Genomic DNA, 25,879 nt, shown 5'->3' on the forward strand with positions numbered 1-25,879 from the left:
AACAGCAAAGGTAAAGAGGTGTCGTCCATGCAAAATTGGTATCATATTTTCCCAAAGAATACAGGGCTTAGTGGGTTTGCATGGCTTGTTTTTTGTTTGCTTCCTTTTTATTTTATTTTCCGATCGACCTCTCTTGTGGAAACATTGCTGGGAATTGTGATGATTCTGCTCTTTTTCGCAACATATCGCCTTTCCTTTATTAAAAAGGGTTGGACAGTGTATGTTTCTGTTTCTATTGAAATGGCGATTAGTATAGGCATGATTCTCTATTTCGGCTATGTCTATTTCTCGCTATTCCTGGCATTTTACATAGGTAATATAGAAAATAAAGCAGGTTTTCTCGTTCTCTACATTGTTAATCTGGTCACGACTATCTCAGCAGTTAGTTTTGGTTTTATAATGGAAAGTCCCCAGTTTATTGCTCAAACGCCATTCATCGTCATCGCGATAATTGGTGCAATCCTTCTTCCCCTTACATTAAATAGCCGGAACAAACGGGAGAACTTGGAGAGAAGGCTGGAAGATGCCAATCAAAAAATCTCTAGGCTGATGGTAATGGAAGAGCGGCAGCGGATCGCTAGAGACCTTCATGATACACTTGGCCAGAAGCTTTCCCTTATCGGGTTGAAAAGTGATCTGGCAGGAAAAATTATAGAGCGGGATCCAGAGACAGCAAAAAAAGAAGTCGAAGATATAAATCAAACGGCGCGTATGGCCCTCAAAGAAGTTAGAGAAATGGTATCTGATATGAAAAACGCAAAACTTAAGGATGAGGTCATTCATGCAAGACACATTCTAGAGGCTGCGGGTATTTCTTTTCAATTCAATAGAGAAGACACAAATAATGAGTTGCCACTTTTAGTGGAAAATGTGCTTGGAATGTGTTTAAAGGAAGCTGTTACCAATGTGGTAAAACATAGTAAGGCGACAGTATGCCAGGTTGAAATTAGCAATACCGCAAGCGAGCAAGTGCTCATCATCCAGGATAATGGGGTAGGAGCAATAGAAAACAGTGAGATACAAAGAGGAAACGGGATTCAGGGTATAAGGGAAAGGCTGGATTTTGTAAATGGGAATATGTCTATTGACACCGCAAATGGCACAACCCTCACGATAAAGGTTCCTAAGGTGATTCAGCAAAAGGGAAAGGAAGGACTTGAATGATACGAATTGTCATTGCAGAAGATCAAGGTATGCTGCTCGGTGCACTAGGTTCCTTGCTTAATTTGGAAGAGGATATGGAAGTCATCGGTAAAGCTAAGAATGGGGAAGAAGCGGTCAAAATGGTGAAAAGCCTTCAGCCGGAAATTTGCATTATGGACATCGAGATGCCTGTGAAAAGTGGACTTGATGCAGCGGAACAGCTGAAAGACGAATCCTGTCATGTCATTATCCTAACGACCTTTGCACGTAGTGGGTACTTTCAGCGGGCACGTTCTGCTAATGTGAGTGGCTACTTATTAAAAGATAGTCCTAGTGAGGAGTTAGCAGATGCAGTACGCACCATTATGGATGGCAGACGGGTATATGCGCCAGAATTAATTGATATGGCGTATCGTGAAGAAAGTCCTTTAACAGATAGAGAAGAACAGGTGATTAAACTCATTGCTGATGGAAAGACCACAAAAGAGATAGCCAAGGAACTGTATCTTACCACAGGTACAGTACGAAACTACGTGTCGGTCATTTTAGATAAGCTAGGGGTCAGCAATAGAATAGAAGCGATCTCTAAGTTCAAGGAGCAGGGCTGGTTCTAGTATTTTACGTTAGGAATGTATAAAATTTTAGCCAAGAGGCAATGACAACGTAGCTAAATTTTAAAGTCCCAAGTATAAGAAAACGTACACATTCGCTAAAAGACGAGCGAATGCGAGTTTTTCTAATACAAAAAGGATCTCTAAAGCCAAAAAAAGCCATCTCTTCAGAAAGAGAAGGCTTTTTATATTTTTATGAAATTTTAGCTGTAAGCAAAGCTAAGTTGCTTCAAGTATAAGAAAAACATCACATTCGCTTAAAGACGTATGCAATTTATCTAAAATTAAGATAAGCGGCGGATCCGTTCATTAAGATCTGGATGGGTGGAGAAGATGCTTGATTTACGTTTTCCATTAATCTTTAATGTAGAAACAGATGTATCATCACCGCGTACACGGTTAGCATATGCTTTTAATGATTCGAGCGCGTGCTTCATTTTATCTTTACCAGCTAGGTCTGCGCCTCCACGATCGGCATGATATTCGCGATGACGTGAGTAGGCATAAACAACCAAGCTTCCAAGTATTGAGAAAATAATTTGGAAAAAGATAATCGCAAGGAAGTGGACAATTGGTGCAAGTTCTTCCTTAACAAATCGAGTAACAGCAAAGGCAGCAATTCGTGCAAGGAATACAACAAAGGTGTTGACGACCCCTTGTAATAGCGTCATCGTTACCATATCTCCATTCGCAACGTGAGCCACTTCATGCGCGATAACCCCTTCTATTGCATCGTCGTCCATCTCGTGAAGTAATCCTGTTGAAACGGCAACTAGGGAACGCTTTTTAGATGGACCTGTAGCAAAAGCATTTACCTCGCGTGAATCATAAATTCCTACCTCTGGCATGTGCATTAGTCCGGCTGCGCGTGAAAGTCTGTGTACCTTTTCGACAACCTCCCGCTCAGACTGAGATAAGGCGCCATTTGGATCGAGAACACGAACTCCCATCATTTTCTTTGCCATCCATCTTGAAATAGCAAGTGAAATAAACGAGCCAGTAAAACCAATAACAGCACTAAATATAAGCAAGGTGCCAAATTGGATGGTGCCATCTGACCCAATATAATTCCATGTGCCAGGTATTAGCATGAAAATGATTGAAATGGTTGCTAGTACTAAAACATTCGTTAGTAAAAAGTAAAAAATTCGCTTACCCACGTCCTCACCCTTTATAATAGATTTTGAGATTTTTACAATGTTTACAGTGAATTTGTGAAGCCTTCACATAGTCCCATTATATCCTTTGATAGGGGAGTTATCAACAAATAACCTAATAATTTGTAGTGCTTTGGCCTTAATACTTACTTATTATAAGCTTGTTATTTGACTTCACCTTCTTAGTCTATTACGATAGTGACGTAAAGTAAGCAGTTTAGTATGATATATTTTGCCTTGCATAAATTGTAATGGCAGGTGAAAAATATAGGCTGGGTACATTACAACTAACATAATTTAAAAGGCAGAAGGAGATCGAACAATGGCAAACGTAAAATTAGCAGTAATTTATTATAGTTCTACAGGAACGAACTATCAAATGGCAAAATGGGCAGAAGAAGCAGGGAAGGAAGCTGGCGCAGATGTACGTGTAGTAAAAGCACCTGAATTAGCTCCTGAAGCTGCAATTGCTTCAAATCCTGCATGGAAAGAGCATTATGAAGCGACAAAGGATGTACCAGATGCAACTTCTGATGATATTGAGTGGGCAGATGCAATTATCTTTAGCATGCCAACGCGTTTTGGTAATGTTCCATCCCAAATGAAACAATATATTGATTCACAGGGTGGTCTTTGGGCTACTGGTAAAACAGTTAACAAAGCTGTCAGTGTCATGGTCTCAGCATCAAATGCACATGGTGGACAAGAAGCAACAGCACTTTCATTCTATACTACAATGATGCACTGGGGTGCAATTATCGTAGCACCTGGCTATACAGATGAGTCGATTGCCCCTGCAGGTGGAAACCCATACGGAACAAGTGTAACGCAAGGACAGGATGGGAAAATGGTTGAGAACGTTGAACCAGCAGTGAAGTACCAAGTAAAACGTACCGTTGAGGTTGCTGCAAAACTAAACGGTTAATATAGAGATGAATTTTGAGAGGGTTGATGGTGACATCAGTCCTTTTCTTTTTTATATAAAGCGTTTTTCAAGACGAAAGCTATTCCCAGATCATAGGAGAGTTCCAATCAACCACATGCGCGGCTCAATCAACCATAGGAGCATCTCAATCAGTCAAACGCTTCAAACTAGACGATCCCAAAAAAAACTAAACACTCGATGGATTCATCTCCTTTGCTCTGTTTCAGAAATTCAGACATGGGTAAACTTATTAATAGCTAAAAAAATATAAGCGAAGGAGTTGTCATATAGGTGAATTCAGGTAAGCAAATACCAACAGAAAAAGGCATGGACCACAGTGTGGCATTATTGCGAGAGGGATATCGCTTTGTTCCGAATCGACTCCAAAGATTTCGCTCCGATATATTTCAAACCCGCATGATGGGAGGTCAAAAAGCTCTTTGTCTTAGTGGAAAACAAGCAGCCGAATTATTTTATGATAATGAACGTTTTAAACGCCAAGGGGCAGCACCAAAGCGAATTAAAGAAAGCTTGTTTGGTGTAGGCGGTGTGCAAGGAATGGATGGGGATACCCATCGCCATCGAAAGCACTTGTTTATGTCGCTTATGACCAAGGAAAGTCTGAAGAAGATAGCAGCGATTTGCCGAGAAAAATGGCAACAATCAGCTACGGAATGGGAAACGATGGATTCGATTGAACTTTTCCCGGAGGCAGAAAAGATTATGTGTCGAACAGCCTGTGAGTGGGTTGGTGTACCACTGTGGGCTAAAGATCTCTCCATACGCACTAAAGATCTTAGTGACATGATCGATGCATTTGGTGCAACAGGCCCACGTCACTGGAAAGGCCGGGTGGGTAGAAATCGAGCTGAAAAATGGATTAGAGACATGGTAGAACGCGTTCGCAACGATGAATTGTATGTAGAAGAAACAAAGCCATTATATGTTGTGGCGTGGCATCGTGACCTTGATGGGAATCTACTTGATACACAAACCGCTGCTGTTGAAATTCTGAACCTTTTACGGCCGATTGTGGCAATTGCCCGGTTTGTTACGTTTGGGGCGTTAGCGCTGGATGATTTTCCTCAAACGAGAGAAAAACTAACACATGAGGATGGACAATACGTTAAGTGGTTTGTGCAAGAAGTACGTAGGTACTATCCGTTTGCACCCTTTACAGGGGCGTTAACAGCGATAGACTTCGACTGGCAGGGGTACCATTTTAAAAAAGATACCTTGGTCATCTTGGATATATACGGAACAAATCATAGTCCAGAACTTTGGACTGAGCCAAATCGCTTCAAACCAGAGCGGTTTAAAGACTGGCAAGGAAGTCCTTTTGACTTTATCCCACAGGGTGGGGGAGATTACGATAAGGGTCATCGTTGTGCCGGTGAATGGTTAACCATTGAACTAATGCAAACGAGTTTAACCTTCTTGACACAGGATCTTACTTATGAAGTCCCTCCGCAAGATTTATCATATAGTATGACGCGTATTCCAACACACCCTAAAAGCAATTTTATTATGGAAAATATAAGGGTTAAGTAAAGCGTGAGGATCCTGAAGGCTAAGCAGCAACCAATTGGCCTCCAGGATCCTTTCACTTGTTTTGGCTCATTATATAAGAAAAAGATGATGCTGAATTCAACAGCATCATCTTCCATATTTATAGAGATGCAGCTTAAGAAGGAAGTATCTTTTCGGCACTAAGTACTACTTTAACTGCCATTCTTGCTTCTTTAATGACATCAGAACGCCAAACCTCGTCTTGAGGATAGAACATCTCTTGAAACTCATTCAAAATATAGTTTCTATAGGATTCCTTTTCAGCACCTTCCCAATAAAGCTGGTTCTCTAAAACAATTGTCATAAGTTCTCTTAGTTCAGCTTTTTTGTCATCGCCAAATGTTCCAAATTCAAATAAAGCAGAAAAAAGCTTTGTATCAGGGTAATGCTTCTTTTGGACAGTATAAAAGTGTTGATTTGAATCCCCAACAACTTTCTTGTCCGAAAACTTCATAATATTTTTTAGTGGATAACGTGATTGGATCTCTTCCAGGTCTTGTTCCTCATCTGGCGGAACGACCATTGTTAATTCGTTACTTGGTCCTAAAGCAGTATGCCAATCCATGTGGACAATATGATTATATTGTTCAAGCAGATCTACTTGTAAAGATCGTACGTATTTTGCGGACTCCTCTAATGCCTTCCCACCATAATATACACCACGCTCAAACTCATATTGCCCCATGCTTTTAGCATGCTTCATGTTCGCATAGCCTTCTTTAGCGAGTGCTTTCGTCAGTGTCTTAAATAGTCTGTTCTGTTCTTCAGTAATATCCTTGATTTTCCCATTTGGAAGGAAAAGCTCTTTTTCTTTTTCGTACTTTTTATTCACATCTATAGGTAATGGCCCTTCTTCTTCAATATAATTTCGATTTAGATCAATGTTGTTTTCCGTAACTCTGCGAAAATTCCGCATACCCCAAGGATTAATCGCATGTACGAGGCAAATGCCAGTCGTTTCTGGCTCTATGTGCGCTATACACTCCTCGACAAACATGTGAATACAAGCAGCACCAGCATATCCCTCTATCCCATGCTCTCCTGATGAAAGTAGTGCAATCTTGTCTTTTTCACTTGTGGCGTCGGCACGTATGATATCAATTGTGTTGTCATCCGCTTCATTTCCGATGTTTATTGTCTCTAAGGAAGCATTGGGCCAGATTGATTTTACTTTGTCTAAGTGACTGCGAAAAACGGCTCTCGAGGTTTCATAATCTGTCTGAAAATAAGATTCCACTTTCATCTTTCCTTTCCATCTCTTTTTCTTCTCGATTCCCTTTTAGGCACATTTAAAACTAAAAGTGACAAATGAGGCACTACTAAGTAAAATGGATGAAGAGAGGGGATAGCACACATGAAACAGATAAAACAGTTTTGTGGGCAGATTGCGGAACATCCTTTATTTACTAGGGTGATTATTATATTAATCGTTTTTAACGCACTGCTTGCTGGATTAGCAACATATAGCTACTTTGCTAATGCAGAATGGATATACATAGCAGATCTAATCTTGATCTGTATCTTTTCAATAGAAATTGTTATTCGATTACTTGGGGCAAAATCCTTTGGTGCCTTTTTTAAAGACTTCTGGAATGTATTTGATTTTATTATCGTTTTGCTTAGCCTCGTGCTGGTAGGCTCTCATTATATAACTGTCCTACGAATTGTACGTGTCTTACGGGTGTTGAGAGCAATCTCTATCATTCCATCACTGCGAAAAATAGTAAATGCGTTGCTTCTTACAATCCCATCCATGGGGACAATTATGCTGCTACTTGGTTTGTTCTTCTATGTATATGGAGTAATTGGTACAACGCTGTTTCACGCAATTGCACCGGAATATTTTGGGACATTGCATGATTCATTGCTAACGTTATTCCAAGTTATCACACTTGAGTCATGGGCTAGTGGCGTTATGCGCCCGATTTTGGCAGAGGACCCATCTTCATGGTGGTATTTTGTCACGTTTATTTTATTTGGCGCCTTTGTTATCGTGAATCTTTTTGTTGGCGTCATTGTGAACAATGTGGAAGAGGCTAACCGAGAGGAGACACCTTCACCAACAGATGTTAAATTGGCAGAAGTGCAAAAAGAATTGGCAGAGATTAAAACGTTGCTAAAAAGAAGGAACGAATAATAGATTCTATAAAAAAGCCGAACAAGTTCGCATTAGTTTGCGCATGCTTGCTCGGCTTTTTTTGATGATCAATGATTAGCAAGGATTAAGCTTCATCCATTAGTTCTGCTACAATTTCATACGAACGTAAACGATCTTCCATATGGTATATTTGGCCACTAATAATCATTTCATCTGCTTGTGTCTCTTTAAGAAATGCTTCGAGCCCTTTTCTGACCGTCTCTTTGCTACCAATAATGGTAGTCCGAGGATCGAGTGATTGTTCCACTGCAGCTTTCTCCATAGGAGTCCATACTTCATCCATATTTTCTACTGGTGGTTGAAGTTTTGTCGGTTTCCCTTTGCGAATACTTAGGAATTGCTGTTGTTGGGATGTGGCGATATACTGAGCCTTTTCATCCGTGTCGGCTGCAATAACATTAACCCCTACCATTGCGTATGGTTTCTCCATTTTCTCCGTTGGCTGGAAATTTTCTCGGTAAAGACGTAATGCAGGTATAGTGTATGCTGGTGCAAAATGGCTTGCAAAAGAAAACGCGAGCCCTTTCTGTGCAGCAAGCCTTGCGCTGAAGTCACTGGATCCAAGCAGCCAGATTGGAATATCTAATCCTTGACCTGGGACAGCTTTTACTCGTGATACAGGTTCGTCTGAGAAATAGTCCTGCAATTCATTTACTTGCATAGGAAAGTCCTCTACACTCATCCCAAGTGTTCTTCTTAGTGCGTAGGCAGTAGCCTGGTCACTTCCAGGTGCACGTCCTAAGCCCAGATCAATTCGACCAGGAAATAAAGACTCCAATGTGCCAAATTGTTCGGCAATGACGATTGTGGCGTGGTTTGGCAGCATAATACCACCGGCACCCACTCGAATTCTTTCTGTCTTTTCAGCTATATGCCCCATAATGACAGAGGTTGCAGAACTGGCAATACCAGGCATGTTATGATGCTCTGCAAGCCAATATCGGTTAAAGCCTAGCTTTTCCACATGCTGTGCCAACTGTACGCTGTTTTGAAACGACTCTCGTGGATTACTTCCTTCTTTTACTGCTGCAAGATCAAGGACAGAGAGCGGTATATTATGAAATGTTTTTGATTTTGTTGTCATCATATTCACTCCTCACGATTTCTTATTAAGAAATATTACGTCTAAAATGAGCAAACGTCCACTAATCAGCCTGCCAATTTTCTGGTAATAACAGACTGAAATATTTAAAAAGAAGTTGGTAAACTTAGTTTGTTTTAAGGTTTAAATTTAAAACAAAGAAACGAAAGAAAAATGTCATAAATTTAAAGTTTTTGTGAATTTTCCTGTAGTAAACGTAAAACCCTTGTCTTTTATACATTGTAAGCGTATATAAAAAAGAAAAGTGTTGATTTGGTAGCGTTTACATTTACTGAATTTTTATAAAAATGCATGAACATAACTTATCAGAATTTTGAGTTAAAAAGTAATTTATGGTATGATATTTCTACTATCCTTTTTTACACGTTAGAAAAGTTAGAAATCTTAGCTATATAAGAATAGTCAACATAGTTAACGTTTTTAACTTCCACATTCGCTAAAAGATGAGCGAATGCGGATGTTCTAACCACCCTGGTTTGATCCCCCCGTATAAACTTTTTCAAGGACCAAAATGTACGCTTAAAGATAGAAGGGAGATGTTGTGATGACAAGGAATGGCTTCCCGCAAAGGCAGGGACTTTATCATCCGGATTTTGAGCATGAGGCATGCGGCATTGGGATGATTGCAAATATAAATGGTAAACCAACACATAATATTGTTCAAAATGCGATAAATATTCTTTGTAATTTGGAGCACCGGGGTGGGCAGTCAGCTGACACGAGCACAGGGGACGGAGCAGGGATCTTAACGCAAATCCCAGATCGTTTTTTTCAAAAACAATGTGCCAAGGAAAATATTACGTTACCTAACAAGGGTGATTATGGAGTAGGAATGGTTTTCCTTCCACAGGATCATGAGGTAAGGATGCGGAGCAAGGAATTGTTTGAAGAGATTATTGAACAAGAAGGGCAAACATTTCTTGGTTGGAGGCCGGTACCGACAAATGAATCGTTCATCGGAAAAGTAGCAGCGAAAAGTAAACCAACTATACGGCAGATTTTCATTGAGAAGTCAGAAGATATTAAGGATCAGATGGCGTTTGAAAGAAAAATGTATGTGATCCGGAAGCGAATCGAACAGGAAGTGGCAAAGATTCCTGAGTATGATGACATTTATATAAGTAGCTTATCTTCTCGCACCATTGTTTATAAAGGAATGCTAATCCCAGAACAGTTGGATGCGTTCTATATTGATTTAAATCATCCAGATTTTAAATCAGCATTGGCGCTAGTTCACTCACGTTTTAGTACGAACACATTTCCAAGCTGGAAACGATCACATCCAAATAGATATACCATCCACAATGGAGAATTTAATACATTGCGAGGAAATGTAAATTGGATGCGCGCTCGTGAGCAGCTATGTGCATCAGAGCATTTTTCAGAAGAAGATATGGAAAAAATCCTCCCTGTAATTGATGCAGATGGCAGTGATTCCTCTATCTTTGACAATACATTTGAGTTTCTTCACTTATCAGGACGTTCCCTTGCGCATACAGCCATGATGATGGTACCTGAGCCATGGGCGAATGATGCGTCCATTAAGGAAGAAAAGCGCGATTTTTATGAATATCATAGTACATTAATGGAACCATGGGACGGGCCGGCAGCACTAGTTTTTACTGATGGTAACCAGATAGGTGCCTGTCTTGATCGTAATGGTTTGCGCCCGGCACGTTATTATGTAACGAAAAGTGGAATGATCGTACTAGGCTCCGAGGTTGGAGCGCTTGATATTTTCGCAGATGATATTTTGTATAAAGACAGACTACAGCCTGGGAAGATGCTTCTTGTTGATCTGGAAAAGGGGATTATAGTCCCTGATGAAGGTATCAAAATGCAGGTTGCCTCAGAGGAACCTTATAAAGAATGGTTGAAAAATAAAATTGATCTGAAAGACATCCCTGATGTCATGAATAACCAGCCATCATATAAGGGGAAGAAGTTACTTGAGCAGCAGTTCGCTTTTGGTTATACAAGAGAAGAATTGAATAAAATTATTAAGCCGCTAGTTGAAGATGGGAAAGATCCAATTGGTTCGATGGGCTACGATTCACCGCTTGCTGTGCTATCGAAAAAGCCACAGCTTTTATATAACTACTTTAAACAATTGTTCGCCCAGGTTACGAACCCACCTATTGATGCTATTCGTGAGCAAATTATTACAATGGTCGAAACAACAATTGGTGCTGAAGGAAATCTGGTTGCTCCCCAAGCTGACAGCTGTAAGCATATTCGCCTTGAAACACCAATCATGACGAATAGTCAGTTGGAGAAATTAAGAGTTCGTCAAATTGATGGGTTCCAGACCGCAACCATTTCCACTTTATTTAAACGTAGTAAAGCAGAGGGAACCCTTGTGCAAGCAATGGAAAAGCTATTTATTAAAGCAGATGAAGCGATAGCAGAAGGGACTACCCTGTTAATTCTTTCCGACAGAGGAGTAAGTGAAGAAAAGGTTGCCATCCCAGCATTGCTGGCCGTATCTGGGTTGCATCACCATTTGATCCGCAGAGGGATACGTACAAAAGTCAGCTTACTTGTAGAATCTGGGGAACCTAGAGAAGTGCATCACTTTGCGACACTAATTGGTTATGGTGCGGAAGGAATAAATCCATATTTGGCCTTTGATACTATTCATGAGTTAGTAGATAAGCAAGAGTTAGAGGCTATTACACCTAATCAAGCTGTGGAACAGTATGTTCACTCTGTGACGGATGGGATTATCAAAATCCTTTCGAAAATGGGGATTTCCACCATCCAAAGTTATCGTGGAGCGCAGATCTTTGAAGCAGTTGGTATCCATACAGACGTAATTGATAGGTATTTCACGGGCACTGCCTCTCGTTTAGGTGGAATTGGTATGGACATGATTGAAAAAGAAACCATCATGCGCCATGAGAAAGCCTTCCAAGAAGCGCGCGGCTCCAATTATGCCTTAGAAGCTGGAGACGAATTTCAATATAGAGGAAATGGTGAAGATCACCAATACAATCCTAAAACGATCCATACACTTCAGCATGCTTGTCGTACCAATAATTATGATGTGTTTAAGGAATATACGAGCCTTTTGACTGATGAAACAAACAATCTTCAGTCACTACGAGGTTTACTAGCATTTAAAAAACGTACCCCTGTCCCAATTGAAGAAGTAGAGTCAGTTGAAGAGATTTGTGCGCGGTTTAAAACAGGTGCCATGTCCTACGGCTCGATTAGTCAGGAAGCACATGAAGCACTGGCCATTGCGATGAATCGAATTGGTGGACGAAGTAATACAGGGGAAGGCGGAGAATCTGCTGACCGTTTTACACCCGATGAAAACGGAGATTCTAGAAGAAGTTCGATTAAACAGGTTGCTTCGGGCCGGTTTGGCGTAAATAGTCATTATCTTGTGAATGCTGACGAGATTCAAATAAAGATAGCGCAAGGGGCAAAACCAGGAGAAGGTGGGCACTTACCTGGTAAAAAGGTATATCCATGGGTTGCAGAAGTCCGCGGCTCTACACCAGGAGTTGAGTTGATTTCTCCGCCACCACACCACGATATTTATTCTATCGAAGACTTGGCAGAGCTGATCCATAACTTAAAAAATACGAATCCAAATGCCAGAATAAGTGTGAAGCTTGTATCTGCTGTCGGTGTAGGAACTATAGCTGCAGGTGTTGCAAAAGGGAGAGCAGATTTAGTTCTAATTAGCGGCTATGATGGTGGAACCGGCGCAGCTCCGCGTACAAGTTTAAAGCATACAGGTCTTCCTTGGGAAATTGGCCTTGCTGAAACACACCAAACCTTAATGCTGAACGGCTTACGTGATCGCATTGTGGTAGAGACAGACGGAAAGATGATGACAGGCCGCGATGTCGTACTTGCCACTTTGCTTGGAGCAGAGGAGTATGGTTTTTCTACAGCACCGCTCGTAGTGCTCGGTTGTGTCATGATGCGTGTTTGCCATATGGATACATGTCCTGTTGGGATTGCGACACAAAATCCAGAGCTCCGAAAGAAATTTATGGGAGACCCTGAGCATGTCGCTAATTTCATGCGATTTATTGCTAAAGAAGCGCGTGAATTAATGGCAGAGCTTGGTTTCAGAACGATAAATGAGATGATTGGACGTACAGATGTACTGGAAGTAAATGATGCGGTTGATCACTGGAAAGCGAAAGGAATCGACCTTAGTCCATTACTCTATCAGCCAGATCTTCCTGCAAAAGTAGGTAGATATGCGACTATAAAGCAAGACCATGGAATTGAAAGAACATTGGACTATCAAGAGTTACTTCCTAATTGCAGAAAAGCCATTGAAGAAAAGAGCCCTGTGGAGTTTACTACCGCAATCCGAAACATTAACCGGGTTACCGGTACGTTACTTGGTAGTGAAATAACTAAATTATACGGTGAAGAAGGTTTACCAGAAGATACAGTCAAACTGAATTTTAATGGATCTGCCGGCCAAAGCTTTGGTGCTTTTATCCCGCCTGGTATGACGTTACGATTAATTGGAGATGCCAATGATTTTGTCGGAAAAGGCCTATCTGGTGGTAAAATCATCGTCCATCCAGACCCGATCGTGACATTCCCGCCAGAGAAAAATACCATTATTGGAAATGTGGCATTTTACGGTGCATCTCGTGGGGAAGCATACATTCGTGGAATAGCAGGCGAACGTTTTGCTGTAAGAAACAGTGGTGCCACCATCGTTGTAGAAGGTGTTGGGGATCATGGCTGTGAGTATATGACAGGTGGGAAGGTTGTTGTGCTAGGGACAGCTGGCAGAAACTTTGCCGCTGGGATGTCAGGTGGTGTTGCTTATATTCTTGATGAGGACGAAAGCTTCCACACCAAAGTCAATGCAGAGCTTGTACATGTAGAGCAAGTCAAGGATAAAGAAGAACTGGATGCATTGTACCAGCACATTCAACAACATGTCCTTTACACGAATAGCTCACATGCTGAACGAATTTTAACCTATTGGGATAAATATATACCGCAATTTGTTCGGGTAATTCCAAAAGCTTATGTGAAAATCCAAGATCGAATCAAAGCATTGAGAGAAAGCGGATTAACCAAGTTTGAGGCTGAAATGACAGCTTTTGAAGAAAGTAAGCAGCCTGTAGAAAAAACGAAAACCGTAACAGCAGTAGGCGCTCTGCAATAACGTGTTCCAAGTATAGTAAAGGAGGACCTATCAATGGGGAAACAAACGGCTTTTATGGAATATGAAAGAAAGGTCAGGGACGAGAGAGATCCTGAGGTCCGAATTAAGGATTGGAATGATTACACAATACCCATGACAGAAAAGGAAGTACAAGTACAAGGGGCACGTTGCATGGATTGCGGCGTCCCTACCTGCCATGTGGGATTGGAGCTAAATGGGGTCACTTCAGGCTGTCCAGTTTATCACCTTATCCCTGAGTGGAATAATCTAGTCTATGAAGGTAAATGGAAGGAAGCGCTGGAAAGAGAGCATGAAATGAATAATTTCCCGGAATTCACAGGGATGGCTTGCCCTGCTCCGTGTGAAGGGGCATGTGTACTAGGGATAAATGAGCCCCCCGTTGCAATAAGGACGATTGAACGGTCCATTATTGAGAAGGGCTTTGAAGAAGGGTGGGTTGTAGCTACGCCACCAGAAAAACGTACTGGTAAAAAGGTGGCTGTAATCGGTTCAGGCCCAGCTGGGCTGGCTGCTGCGGCGCAACTTAACAAAGCAGGACACACGGTAACAGTATTTGAAAGAAACGACCGTGTCGGTGGGTTATTGACTTATGGTATTCCGGAAATGAAGCTTTCCTATGATGTAGTAAAACGCCGTGTCTCTATTTTAGAAGAAGAAGGGATCACGTTTATTACGAATACGGAGGTTGGGAAAGATATTTCGGTAAAAGAACTTAAAGAATCTTTTGATGCCACCATCCTTTGCGGAGGCGCCACCGTGCACCGTGATATCCAGGTAGAAGGAAGTTCGTTAAAGGGCGTACATCCAGCAATGGATTTCCTGCATGCTAATACAAAAAGCCTCCTTGATTCTAATTTGGAGGATGAAAACTATATTTCAGCTGAAGATAAAAATGTGATTGTAATTGGCGGTGGGGATACAGGAACAGATTGCCTGGCAACCTCAGTAAGGCATAATTGCAAGAGTCTCACACAATTTGATATATATGATAAAAAAGGGCTGGTTAGAGATATCGAAACGAATCCTTGGCCTCAGTACCCAACGATACATCGTGTAGAATACGGACATAAGGAAGCCTCCAGTGTACTTGGTGAGGACCCACGTGCCTATGCTGTCATGACAAAGAAATTTGTAGGGGATGAAACGGGCCATATTAAAGAAGTCCATACGATCAATGTGAAGCTGCGTTTCGATGAAAATGGCAACAAGGTAAGGGAGGAAATCCCAGGAACAGAAAAAGTCTGGCCAGCAGACCTAGTATTAATTGCCATCGGCTTTAAGGGTCCTGAGCAAGACCTTATTAGTCAAATGGAAGTTGAGACAACAGCTAGGTCTACAGTGAAAGCAACGTATGGCGAATACACTACGAACGTAGATGGCGTTTTTGCTGCTGGTGACATGCGTCGCGGTCAAAGCCTCATTGTTTGGGCTATAAACGAAGGCAGAGAAGTGGCAAGAGAATGTGATCGTTACCTAATGGGAGAAACAGTTTTACCATAAGATGATAGAAGCTAAGTAAACCAAATGCCAGACTTTATACGAATTCTGTGATTAGAGTTCAAATAATGTCTGGCATTTTTTTATAGTCCCTAATCGATAAAAGCGGATGTAAATACGTAGACTCCTTGAAAATGCTATAACATTTTCTGCGTGCGATGCTTTGCTGACGTAGCCTTTCTTGTCCAGCGGGAACAGCACGATTCCGAAGGCCCCGGAAGAAGCGACCTTTGCTTCTGAGGAGACTAAGGCCGTGCCCGCGGAAAGCGAAGTGTTTTCAGTAGCGTAATTATTGATTATACTTCATAGTAAGTTTCTAAAAAAATCATGTTATATACCTACTTTCTTAAATTAGTGTGCTTATTTTGTTATTCAATTGGGTTTGCAAGAGATAGCGACATGAAGTAATATAGTATGGTAAGTAATATGCAATGCTTTTTAAGTAAATTCTTTTCTCTGGAAGAGGAGTTACTGGAAATGAGGGTAAATATAAAAATGAGTAAACAATCCATTTATGGACTGACATATGATCAATTATCTGATTGGTTGATGGAACGGGGCCAACAACGGTTCCGAGTTGACCAAGTTTGGAACTGGCTGTATAAAAAACGCGTTGGTCAGTTTTCTGAAATGAAAAACGTGAACAAACAGACCATTGAGCTATTAGAAAAACATTTTGTGTTGCATACTTTGGACGAGGAAATCAAACAAGAATCGAAGGATGGAACCATTAAATTTCTGTTTAAACTAGCAGATGGCAATCTAATCGAAACTGTGTTAATGCGTTTCAATTATGGTTTGTCTGTTTGTGTTACGACACAGGTCGGCTGTAATATCGGTTGCACCTTTTGTGCAAGCGGATTGCTAAGAAAAAACAGAGATTTAACAAGCGGGGAAATTGTTGAGCAAATCATGAACGTACAGAAGCATTTGGATGAACGTGGAGACGGGGACAGAGTTAGTCATATCGTCGTAATGGGAATCGGCGAGCCTTTTGATAACTTCACAAATCTAATGGACTTCCTATATGTCGTAAATGACGATAGAGGATTAAATATTGGTGCACGCCATATCACTGTATCGACTAGTGGACTTGCGCATAAAATTTATGAATTTGCCGACACAGGTATTCAAGTAAATCTTGCTATCTCGATCCACGCTCCAAATAATGAGCTAAGAACGAGAATTATGAAGATAAATAAAGCATTCCCAATTGAAAAGCTGATGAAATCTGTAGATTATTACCTGGAAAAAACCAATCGCCGTATAACCTACGAATACATCATGCTACGGGATGTTAATGACCATAAAGAAGAAGCGGAGCAGCTGGCGAAGTTACTGTACAACCATCGCCATTTGGCCTATGTTAACTTGATTCCGTATAACTCTGTTGATGAGCATAACCAATATCAGCGCAGTGAATCTGCTACCATTCAAGCATTCTTTGAGACCTTGAAAGAAAAGGGAATCAACTGTGGCGTTCGTTGGGAAAATGGCGCAGATATCGATGCAGCCTGCGGTCAGCTTCGAAGTAAACAAATAAAGAAAACCAATGCAGTATAAGAAAAAACCTGAACCGGGGCTATTTAGTACCTGTTCAGGTTTTTTCTTATTATAAGAGGAGCCATGACTTATTTAAACCTAGCGGATAATGACATGGTCGATGTACCATTTTTTGCCGTGACCCGATTTTTCCCTGTTTCTTTCGACTGTAGCAGTAGATCATCTGCGTAGACATAGGCCCGTTTTATCTCCGTTTCACCACCTGTTTTATAATAATATAACCCAAACGAGGCAGTATAGTTGATGTCTAGCTGTTCTGACTTGTATTCTGTGTGGACTGGACTGCTCTCGACATCCAGTCGTATTTTTTCCAAAAGCTCCACACATTGTTGGAATGAGCGGTGCCTAAGGAAGGTGGTAAACTCTTCGCCACCACTTCGGATTAAACAGTCATTTCCCTGGAGATTGTTCTGCAATGTAGTAGCATAATGCTGTATCACGTGGTCTCCTACCGCATGATTATACGTATCATTTATTCGTTTAAACGTATCAATATCCGAAACAAGTACCCCGATACATTCACCGCTCTTATTTAATTCTTGCATGATTTTATCCATATAGGTGCGATTATGCACCCCTGTTAAGAAATCAGTATACGCCATTTGTTCAAATTGATCTCGCTCCAATTTATGCTGGATGGTTTGAGATTTTACCATAAAAGAGCGACTGACAAGGTAGTTCAAAATAAATAGAGCAATTACCATTTCCCATTGTTGTTCCATGAGAAGTAGGACGAGCAACCCATTCGAAAATGCTGTTTTCCCCATGTCAAGTATGCTGCGGCTTCTTAAAAAATCCCAAGCTTCTTTTTTTGAAGTAATATCTCCTGTGAAGGAAAATATGGTAATTAAATATAGGTCTGATAGTAGAGAGACCACAATTACAAGTAAGATAACTAATAACCAAAATCCAAAAGGAATAACTTGAAACGAAGGATACAAGGCTTGAAATAGGAAAAACGCAATGGAGTTGTTTAAAGTAAATGCTCCAATATTGTAAAAGGTATGTAGAAATTCATCTGGATCGGCGGTATTGGAATATTTACGATTAAAATAGACGATAAAGCGTTGAACAAACTCAAAAATAAACAGACCAAGTGGACCTGCCAACAGTCCAAAGGAAAGACCGTAAGAGATGCCGTAGTCCATGTTTACTTTTCCTTTTTTAACTACAATGGTTAGGTTAGAGTAAAGTGTAGAAAAAAGCCAGTATAATAGAATTGCTTTAAAGAATAAGGGTTTATTACCTATAATTTCACCATACAATAGTGCGACAATCAGCGAAACAATGAAAATACTTATTATAAATAGTTTCAGTCGCATACCTAATCTTCCTCTCTAGAACGTAGGCATAAAATCCTACTTTCATTTTAATTTTAGCACATTTTTTTCCAATATGTTCAAAATATTATTATAATTATTTTTTGGTAGGATAGCCTTGTTGTTTATCACAATTATCCTCCGGGTAGAGTTTAGGGGAGAGTCATGTTACATTACTAGACTTAACTATCATTAAGGAGGCTAAGGGGCATGAGTGATAAGCGTAAAGTAGATGGCAATAGTAAAAATGAGCAACTAGAAGAATATCGAGTAGACGACAAAGGGAAAAAGCTAACTACAAATCAAGGTTTAAGAGTAGCCGAAGATGAGTTCTCCCTTAAAGCGGGAGAGAGAGGTCCCACGCTAATGGAAGATTTTCATTTCCGTGAAAAAATGACACATTTTGACCATGAGCGGATTCCTGAGCGAATTGTACATGCAAGAGGCTATGCTGCACACGGTGAATTTGAGTTATACGAATCAATGAAACCCTATACCAAAGCCAAGTTCTTACAGGAACCTGGTTCTAAAACCCCGGTCTTTGTTAGATATTCGACTGTAGCCGGATCGAAGGGTTCTGGTGAACTGGCAAGGGATGTTCGTGGGTTTGCAACCAAATTTTACACAGAAGAAGGAAATTATGACCTTGTGGGAAATAACATTCCTGTATTTTTTATTCAGGATGCAGTGAAGTTTCCGGACTTAATTCATGCCGTGAAACCAGAACCGCATAACGGGATACCGCAGGCGGCATCTGCACACGATACTTTTTGGGATTTTGTAGCAAACAATCAAGAAACAGCACATATGATTATGTGGCATTTGTCAGATCGGGCAATCCCGAGAAGTTTTCGCATGATGGAAGGGTTTGGAGTACATACTTTCCGTTTTGTGAATGAGGAAGGAAAAGCACACTTTGTAAAGTTTCATTGGAAGCCAAAATTGGGAATTCATTCAACCGTGTGGGACGAGGCACAGAAGATTAATGGGAAGAACCCAGACTTCCATCGTGCTGATCTATATGATGCGATTGAAAGCGGCAATTATCCAGAGTTTGAATTTGGCGTCCAAGTTATCCCTGAAGAAGAAGAGTTTTCGTTTGATTTTGATATCCTTGATCCAACTAAAATTTGGCCAGAAGAAGATGTACCAGTAAAAATCATTGGTAAGATGACCTTAAATCGGAATGTTGACAATGTATTTGCCGAGACAGAACAGGTTGCCTTCCATCCGGGGCATGTTGTGCCAGGGATTGATTTTACAAACGATCCATTACTACAGGGAAGGTTATTCTCCTATACGGATACACAGTTGATACGTCTTGGGGGCCCTAACTTCCATGAACTGCCTATTAATCGACCAGTATGTCCATTTCATAATAATCAACGGGATGGGTACGGCAGACACACGATTAATAAAGGCCAAGTAAGTTACCATAAAAACAGTCTAGCTGATAATACTCCTGAGACCGTAGCTCCAAAAGAAGGTGGCTATGAACATTACCAAGAGAAGATGGAAGGGAGAAAGGTGAAGGCAAGGAGTGGGAGTTTTAAGGACCATTTCTCACAAGCTACATTATTTTGGAATAGCATGAGTAAACCTGAAAAAGAACACATCATAGAGGCTTTTTGCTTTGAGCTTGGTAAGGTGCAAAGCAAAGATGTTCAGCAACAAGTAGTGGACATGTTTGCAAATGTTAATCTAGATATGGCTAGAGAAATAGCGGACAACATTGGAGTAAAGGAACCTACAGAGGGTGGCTCAGAAGTAACAAAAGTTTCTCCAGCCTTAAGTCAGGAAAACAGTACAAAATCCGTGGCCACGCGTAAAATCGCTGTGTTACTAGATGAAGGCTATAACGGCGAGGTGGTGAACAATTTCGTGCAGCAATTGAAGAAGCAGGGGATGGAACCAGAAATCATTGCTTCGAAACTAGGAAAGTTGAAAACGGACAAAGGTCCTCAACTTGAAGTAGATAATACTTTCCTGACAGTAGATTCTGTACTATATGACGCCGTGTATGTAGCAGGTGGTGCTAGACAAGACAAAACCTTCCGGGACAAGGCTGGTTACTTTATGAAAGAAGCCTTTTCACATTTCAAACCAATTGGTACTACTAATGAGGGAGAGGAATTGTTAAAACTTCTCGGTATTTCCTCCATAGCTGCTGGTGTAATAACAGAAGATTCCACGGAGAGCTTTGTTTCTCGGTTTACAGAGGCTGTAAAACAACATCGATTCTGGGAAAGAGATGTAGGATAAAAACAAAATAAACAAGTGCGTTGGTAAGAAAAAAGATTCCAGTTATCATAATGTGATAACTGGAATCTTTTTTGTTGTAGCGTTAATAAAACTGGTTGTATATGCGGATTTTAATATACCCTGCACTTATTCTTTGTCTGTAAAGAGAGTTACGCTAGGTTCACCGCCATTCTTCTTATAGAAGCGATAAACATAGTCGTCGGTAATGGCTTTAACTTCTTTGCTAAGAAAAAGCATTGGTATCACATTGAAGATGACTACAAAGGCAAGCATCAGATCAAGAAACTGCCAAACAAATTGCAAGCCACCAATTGCTCCGATATATATTGCCACAAGGTATACGATACGCATTGATTTCGCTGCGGTTAAACCTGATAAGAATTCGGCTTGTTTTTCTCCAAAGAATATGAGAATCCCAATCGTTGTAATAACAAAGAACAATAGGAATATAGCAACAAATATGCCACCAAACGTTGTTCCGTAGAAATCAGAAAAGGCAACGGTAATCATGCTAGAGGCATTTGCTGACTCTACTTTTGTCCATGCACCTGTGATGAGGACAAGAATACCAGAAACCGTACATATGACGATGGTATCAATAAAGACACTAAAGACTCCCCAGAAAGCTTGTTTTGAAGGGTGGTCTGTCTGCGCTGGGGCGTGAGCGATAGGCCCAGTGCCTAAACCAGCTTCATTGGAATACAGCCCGCGAGCGATCCCCCAGCGGATGGCCTGTGCGATTGCGGCCCCTGCAAAACCTCCTGTGGCAGAAATTGGAGTGAACGCATGGGTGAAAATTAAGTTAAACACAGTTCCTAGCTGATCTACATTTGCGATGATCACGATTAAAGCTAATGCTAGATAGGTTAAAACCATAAAAGGTACAAGTTTATCGGTAACATTGGCAATCCTTTTTATTCCACCAATGATAATGACTCCAATTACAATAAGTACTCCGATGCCTGTTGCTTGTACGGGCCAATTAAATGCTCCCTGAAGCTGTGTAGCGATTGAGTTTGACTGCACCATAACGCTAGGAATAGCTTCCAGCATTAGAAAGACGGCAAACAAGATGGCTATCGTCTTCCAGCCTAATGCCTTGCGTATATAGTACTGCGGGCCACCTACCCACTCACCTTCTTCATTTTTCTCTCTGTATTTCATACCAAGCACAATCTCACTATACCTCGTAGCCATTCCTATTAACGCGACCATCCACATCCAAAAAAGGGCGCCTGGACCACCGAGTGAAATGGCTACGGGAACACCAACGATGTTTGTAGCTCCGGCCGTTGACGCGAGAGCAGAAGTGAATGCTTGAAAGGGGGTAATGGTTCCCTTTTGTTTGTTCTTTTTAAAGACTTGTCCAATCGTCTTGCTAATGATGTGCCCAAACATCCGAAATTGAAAGAACTTTAAACGGAAGGTGTACAATAACCCTGTAATGATTAAGAGAACGGATAATACATAAGTCCAAAAGAAATCGGATATGGTTGCGATTAAATCTTCAAATCCTGTCATGTTGTCATCTCCAATTTATAAATTTGTTTTTCTCCGATACCCGGTCATGATAAAAGTTAGTCATTAATTTATTAAGAAAGTCATGTTTACACTATCCGTAAACATGTAAACAACTATGTATACAAAAGTAAACAATAATGCAAACATGTATACAATATAGTTTACAAACTGATATAACAACGAATGCAAAATTGCACACATGTATACATAAAAGAATGCGAAAATAGTAGGATTGCTATTTTCCAAAAAAACTATTAACCTAGTAATTACGGTTAATATAATTAGAAAAGCGAAATCGGCCGTTTAGAAACGTTGCAACTGTAGTGAATCAACTGAAATAAAGGAATCAAGATGAGGGACGAATCGTTGATGACTTTCACCGCAAGGGTATAAGTGCGACTAGGCCTCTGGTTGGCACCAATCGGCAAGTCTTCTTTATTGTAGGGCGATTTGCGAAGTTGGATAGTTTCTGGCCGATGGAGCTAGCCAAAGAAAAGCGAGAAGCCTGTTAAGCAATGTTGAACTGGTGGATTCGCTAGTCTTACTATTATATTTTCCTATCTATATAAAAAGGAGATTTTCTATTATGATAAAATCAAGAATTGCAGCAGTGGATGTAGGAAATGATGCCTTGAAAGCAAACTTTGGAAAAATGGAGAATGAAGTCTATATTCCAAATGTGGTTGCACAGGACATGGAGGACCGTCCGGTTATCGGAATAGAAGAATTGGATGAAAAAGATGTATTAGATAATATACATATACGCGTACACTCCCCTGCCCTAGAGGAGAACAACGTTGTTTATCGCGTTGGTAATTTAGCTACAAAAACGAATAACTCAACAGAGCTTGACATTGGGAGTAATAAATCCGAAGAGGATCAGACGCTTGTAATGCTATTTGCGTCGCTGGCGCTGGATGCAGTAGAATCAGGTGCATTTAAAGCAGGGAAAAATGATGTAGTGGATGCGAACTACACACTTGGTACTGGATTGCCATTACGTGAAGTGAAAGAAGGAAAGGATGTTGGCTACAGATCCCAACTCTTAGGTTCCGTGCATCAAATTGAATTTTTAATTACGCCAAAACATCAAGGGAAAAAAGTGAACATCAAATTTGATGAAGTAAAGGTGTATCCAGAAGGCTTCGCTGCCTATGTTAACCTCATCATGGATAATGATCTTAACGTTATCAACAAGGAATTAATTGATAAACAGATTCTTATTCAGGATATTGGTGGTTTATCAACAGATATTGCGGTTATCCGAAATCGTAACGTGGATGACGATAAAGCACAAGGTTTCAATTTAGGTGTATCCGAGTCATTGGAGCAAATTCGCGAAGAAATACGGATTAAGCATGGCGTAGAGCTGGACAGCCGTAGAGATGTGGTTGACATTATAACGAGAAATAATGACAGACACCATATTATGGTAAAGGGAAGCAGAACAAATGTGCATGATATTACAGATCACATTTTGCTTGAACTCGCCAAGAAGGAATATAGATTCCTTCGTAACGTATGGGCAAAAAATTCTCAATCCGAGATTTGCTATTTTGTTGGAGGCGGATCTGCTGTCCTTAAAGATTATCTGAAAGCATTAAATAATAAGCTTGATGGGTACAATATCGAGTTCTTTGAAGATGAAAATGAGAGTATCTGGATGATGGCAAATGCTTACTACAAGCTAGTTACAGATTTTGCGAGAAAAGCAGAAAAAGAAAAAGTAAAAGAAGAGACAACTACCACAGCTAAAGCTAAGTAGGGTGAGTGTGCATGACAAAGAAAACAATTGAAAGAGGGCAGTCGATCACATTCCGTGTGCCTTCTGATACACCTGATTATCTTTTAAAGCAGCTACAACAATTAAAGGAAACAGCGCGCAGAAACTTTTCAAGTGAAATTGCGCAATTTGTCTTGAAGGGGCTAAATGAGGATCATACAAGGGAACGGGAAACCATTACCGTTCCCCTCCCCCAAAAGCTAACAAAAGAACAAAAAAGCTGGCTTAAGCATGAACATTCGGAAGCGCTGATCGGAAGTCTTATCTATCAGTTATTAAGTGATCCAATGCGTGCTACAACCTTGCTTGCTTCACTTAACAGAGACGCCTATGATCTAAATGAAGACCCACCTACGTATGAGGCCAAGGAGCAAACGGAGAAAGAAGAATTCCAGCTTCCGAAAGATGTGGAGTTTGATTTAGATGATGTCGATATAGATGGCTTGGAGATAGAGCCAACCGAGAGTGTGAAGCAAGAGCAAGAAGAGGAAAACCCCTTAGGTGACTTCTTTGCCAGTATGAATAAATAGAAAGCTGTCATGATAAGTAAGCATACTTATTATGGCAGTTTTTTTGTGCTCCGGAAAGTATACAATTTAATAGCCCTACGTATTAGGGACACGTACACGTTTGCTAAAAGAAGAGCAAATGCGTTAACCACAAATAGGTTAATACATTCACTTTCATAAAAATATAAATTAAATAAGCTATCTGCGAAAACTTTTTTGAGATTTTTAAGGTATATAGAGTAGAACGTTATTTAAAAGGAGGATTGGCGCTGTTGATGGACAGAGAAAGCAAGCTCATAAAGAAGATTAAAAAAGGCGATCAGCGAGCGTTTAAGAAGTTGTATGACGTGTATGCCGACTACTCGCTCCGGACAGCGTATGGCATTACCGGAAATCAGGCTGACGCAGCTGATATTGTGCAAGAAGTTTTTATTAAATTATACCGAAACATAAACTTATTCGATATAAAAAGGCCATTTAAGCCATGGTTTTATCAATTATTAGTTAATGAGGCAAGGCGGTATATTGGAAAAAAGGCAAAGCAGGCAATCAGTGTTGAGTCAGAAGAATTACTTGATTATTTGCATACAGGCACAGAAGATGAAGTGGATTTTGAGGATCTCGAAATCGCGATGGATAAACTGGAAGAAAACCACCGTACTGTACTCATATTAAAATACCTGAACGATTTTACAGAAAAGGAAATAGCGGAAATTCTTGAGTTGAATCTAAATACTGTTAAATCACGACTGTATAAAGCGCGAAGGAAGCTGAAAACGTTAATGGGGGGTGTCGCAGATGAGGAATAAACAACAATTTGATGATAAATTGCGAGAGGAAATGCAAAAACGTATTCACGTTGATTCCGAACTAAAAGAAGAAACATGGAACAAAATTCATCAAAATATATTTGAAGCTAAACACCAAAGCAAATCGAAAAAGAAGAGCTTCGTTGCGGCATTAGGCACTATAGCAGCAGCAGTTATACTCCTTACATTCGGGCTGATGACAGATACTGGCCAGGCGATGATTCAAAATTTGAAAGATATGTTTGTAGAGGAAAAACAGGAAGAAATTGAAATAGAAGGTCAAAAGGAAGAGAGTAACACCCAACTGGAAACGAATGAAGCATTACGCTATGTCATCTATGTGGACGAAGACCGATACAAAATGGTCAAAGGAGAGGAAGCTGACCGTATCGAAACAAAGGAGCCGTTAGGTGATCGTTATCCAGATGTTTATATGGAGATTAGCCGAAGAGAGAATACGACAACGGAAGACGTTTTGCAAGATATTGAACAAGAAATAAAAGCTGATGGATTAGAAGTAGTTAGGCAGGAGCATGTAACAGAGCCGATTGAAGCAGAAGTAATTCAAGGGATGGGGAAGGAAACAACGAACGAATCCGGCAAAACAGGTCATCAATGGGATACGCCAATTCACCGATACTATGTGACCGAAACAAGAGAAAACCAAGTGTTTGTTATTAAACAGGCATACTTCTTGGAGGCGGAAGAAGGGCACGGAGCACGTTTTCATTATATGCTGGAGAGCTTTGAAATAGTGGAATAAAAAGAGGAG

18 protein-coding genes are annotated in these 25,879 nt (G+C 40.6%); 13 read left to right on the forward strand and 5 right to left on the reverse strand.

Annotation, left to right across the window (positions count from 1 at the left end; all coding sequences use genetic code 11):
* Positions 1 to 27: 27 nt before the first annotated feature.
* Positions 28 to 1,164 carry a sensor histidine kinase gene (locus tag AC6CHS_RS07065; protein ID WP_498235152.1) on the forward strand — a complete coding sequence of 379 codons (1,137 nt, stop codon included), beginning with the start codon at positions 28 to 30 and terminating at the stop codon, positions 1,162 to 1,164.
* Positions 1,161 to 1,757, forward strand: a complete 597-nt coding sequence (locus AC6CHS_RS07070; protein ID WP_036577716.1) for a response regulator transcription factor — start codon at positions 1,161 to 1,163, stop codon at positions 1,755 to 1,757. The genes AC6CHS_RS07065 and AC6CHS_RS07070 overlap by 4 nt, the downstream gene beginning before the upstream one ends.
* Before the next feature lie 281 nt (positions 1,758 to 2,038).
* Here AC6CHS_RS07070 and htpX read toward each other — a convergent pair whose 3' ends face one another.
* Positions 2,039 to 2,914, reverse strand: coding sequence for a protease HtpX (htpX, locus tag AC6CHS_RS07075; RefSeq protein ID WP_498235154.1), 876 nt, complete (start codon positions 2,912 to 2,914; stop codon positions 2,039 to 2,041).
* A gap of 319 nt (positions 2,915 to 3,233) precedes the next feature.
* Between htpX and wrbA the strand changes: the two genes are divergently transcribed.
* Complete coding sequence (gene wrbA, locus AC6CHS_RS07080; protein WP_498235156.1) at positions 3,234 to 3,836, forward strand: NAD(P)H:quinone oxidoreductase; 603 nt, start codon at positions 3,234 to 3,236, stop codon at positions 3,834 to 3,836.
* A gap of 291 nt (positions 3,837 to 4,127) precedes the next feature.
* Positions 4,128 to 5,387, forward strand: a complete 1,260-nt coding sequence (cypC, locus tag AC6CHS_RS07085) for a CYP152 family fatty-acid peroxygenase CypC (RefSeq protein ID WP_498235158.1) — start codon at positions 4,128 to 4,130, stop codon at positions 5,385 to 5,387.
* A 133-nt stretch (positions 5,388 to 5,520) separates the two neighbouring features.
* Here the strand turns inward: cypC and AC6CHS_RS07090 are convergent, their stop codons facing one another.
* A complete protein-coding gene (locus tag AC6CHS_RS07090; RefSeq protein WP_498235160.1) occupies positions 5,521 to 6,648 on the reverse strand; it encodes a M14 family metallopeptidase in 1,128 nt (375 codons plus the stop codon).
* A 111-nt stretch (positions 6,649 to 6,759) separates the two neighbouring features.
* Here AC6CHS_RS07090 and AC6CHS_RS07095 point away from each other — a divergent pair, with 111 nt between their 5' ends.
* Positions 6,760 to 7,542, forward strand: a complete 783-nt coding sequence (locus AC6CHS_RS07095; protein ID WP_498235161.1) for an ion transporter — start codon at positions 6,760 to 6,762, stop codon at positions 7,540 to 7,542.
* 85 nt (positions 7,543 to 7,627) lie between these two features.
* Here AC6CHS_RS07095 and AC6CHS_RS07100 read toward each other — a convergent pair whose 3' ends face one another.
* Complete coding sequence (locus AC6CHS_RS07100) at positions 7,628 to 8,650, reverse strand: LLM class flavin-dependent oxidoreductase (protein WP_498235163.1); 1,023 nt, start codon at positions 8,648 to 8,650, stop codon at positions 7,628 to 7,630.
* 559 nt (positions 8,651 to 9,209) lie between these two features.
* On the opposite strand from AC6CHS_RS07100, the gene gltB reads away from it, so the two are divergent.
* The 3 genes from gltB (at position 9,210) to rlmN (ending at position 16,904) form a co-directional block, all read left to right on the forward strand.
* Positions 9,210 to 13,823, forward strand: a complete 4,614-nt coding sequence (gltB, locus tag AC6CHS_RS07105; protein WP_498235165.1) for a glutamate synthase large subunit — start codon at positions 9,210 to 9,212, stop codon at positions 13,821 to 13,823.
* A gap of 33 nt (positions 13,824 to 13,856) precedes the next feature.
* Positions 13,857 to 15,344, forward strand: a complete 1,488-nt coding sequence (locus AC6CHS_RS07110; protein WP_498235167.1) for a glutamate synthase subunit beta — start codon at positions 13,857 to 13,859, stop codon at positions 15,342 to 15,344.
* A gap of 492 nt (positions 15,345 to 15,836) precedes the next feature.
* Positions 15,837 to 16,904, forward strand: coding sequence for a dual-specificity RNA methyltransferase RlmN (gene rlmN / locus AC6CHS_RS07115; protein WP_379551733.1), 1,068 nt, complete (start codon positions 15,837 to 15,839; stop codon positions 16,902 to 16,904).
* 68 nt (positions 16,905 to 16,972) lie between these two features.
* Here rlmN and AC6CHS_RS07120 read toward each other — a convergent pair whose 3' ends face one another.
* A complete protein-coding gene (locus AC6CHS_RS07120) occupies positions 16,973 to 18,226 on the reverse strand; it encodes a GGDEF domain-containing protein (protein ID WP_498235169.1) in 1,254 nt (417 codons plus the stop codon).
* 207 nt (positions 18,227 to 18,433) lie between these two features.
* On the opposite strand from AC6CHS_RS07120, the gene AC6CHS_RS07125 reads away from it, so the two are divergent.
* Positions 18,434 to 20,485 carry a catalase gene (locus AC6CHS_RS07125; RefSeq protein ID WP_498235171.1) on the forward strand — a complete coding sequence of 684 codons (2,052 nt, stop codon included), beginning with the start codon at positions 18,434 to 18,436 and terminating at the stop codon, positions 20,483 to 20,485.
* 126 nt (positions 20,486 to 20,611) lie between these two features.
* Here the strand turns inward: AC6CHS_RS07125 and AC6CHS_RS07130 are convergent, their stop codons facing one another.
* On the reverse strand, positions 20,612 to 22,006 hold the full coding sequence (locus AC6CHS_RS07130; RefSeq protein WP_498235173.1) for an alanine/glycine:cation symporter family protein: 1,395 nt from the start codon (positions 22,004 to 22,006) through the stop codon (positions 20,612 to 20,614).
* Between the two features lie 586 nt (positions 22,007 to 22,592).
* On the opposite strand from AC6CHS_RS07130, the gene AC6CHS_RS07135 reads away from it, so the two are divergent.
* The 4 genes from AC6CHS_RS07135 (at position 22,593) to AC6CHS_RS07150 (ending at position 25,870) form a co-directional block, all read left to right on the forward strand.
* Positions 22,593 to 23,771, forward strand: coding sequence for an Alp7A family actin-like protein (locus AC6CHS_RS07135; protein ID WP_498235175.1), 1,179 nt, complete (start codon positions 22,593 to 22,595; stop codon positions 23,769 to 23,771).
* Between the two features lie 11 nt (positions 23,772 to 23,782).
* A complete protein-coding gene (locus tag AC6CHS_RS07140; protein WP_498235177.1) occupies positions 23,783 to 24,319 on the forward strand; it encodes a hypothetical protein in 537 nt (178 codons plus the stop codon).
* 254 nt (positions 24,320 to 24,573) lie between these two features.
* Complete coding sequence (locus tag AC6CHS_RS07145; RefSeq protein ID WP_498235687.1) at positions 24,574 to 25,107, forward strand: RNA polymerase sigma factor; 534 nt, start codon at positions 24,574 to 24,576, stop codon at positions 25,105 to 25,107.
* A complete protein-coding gene (locus AC6CHS_RS07150) occupies positions 25,097 to 25,870 on the forward strand; it encodes a hypothetical protein (RefSeq protein WP_498235179.1) in 774 nt (257 codons plus the stop codon). The genes AC6CHS_RS07145 and AC6CHS_RS07150 overlap by 11 nt, the downstream gene beginning before the upstream one ends.
* Positions 25,871 to 25,879 lie beyond the last annotated feature (9 nt).

Source organism: Oceanobacillus sp. GQ8 (assembly GCF_059758495.1).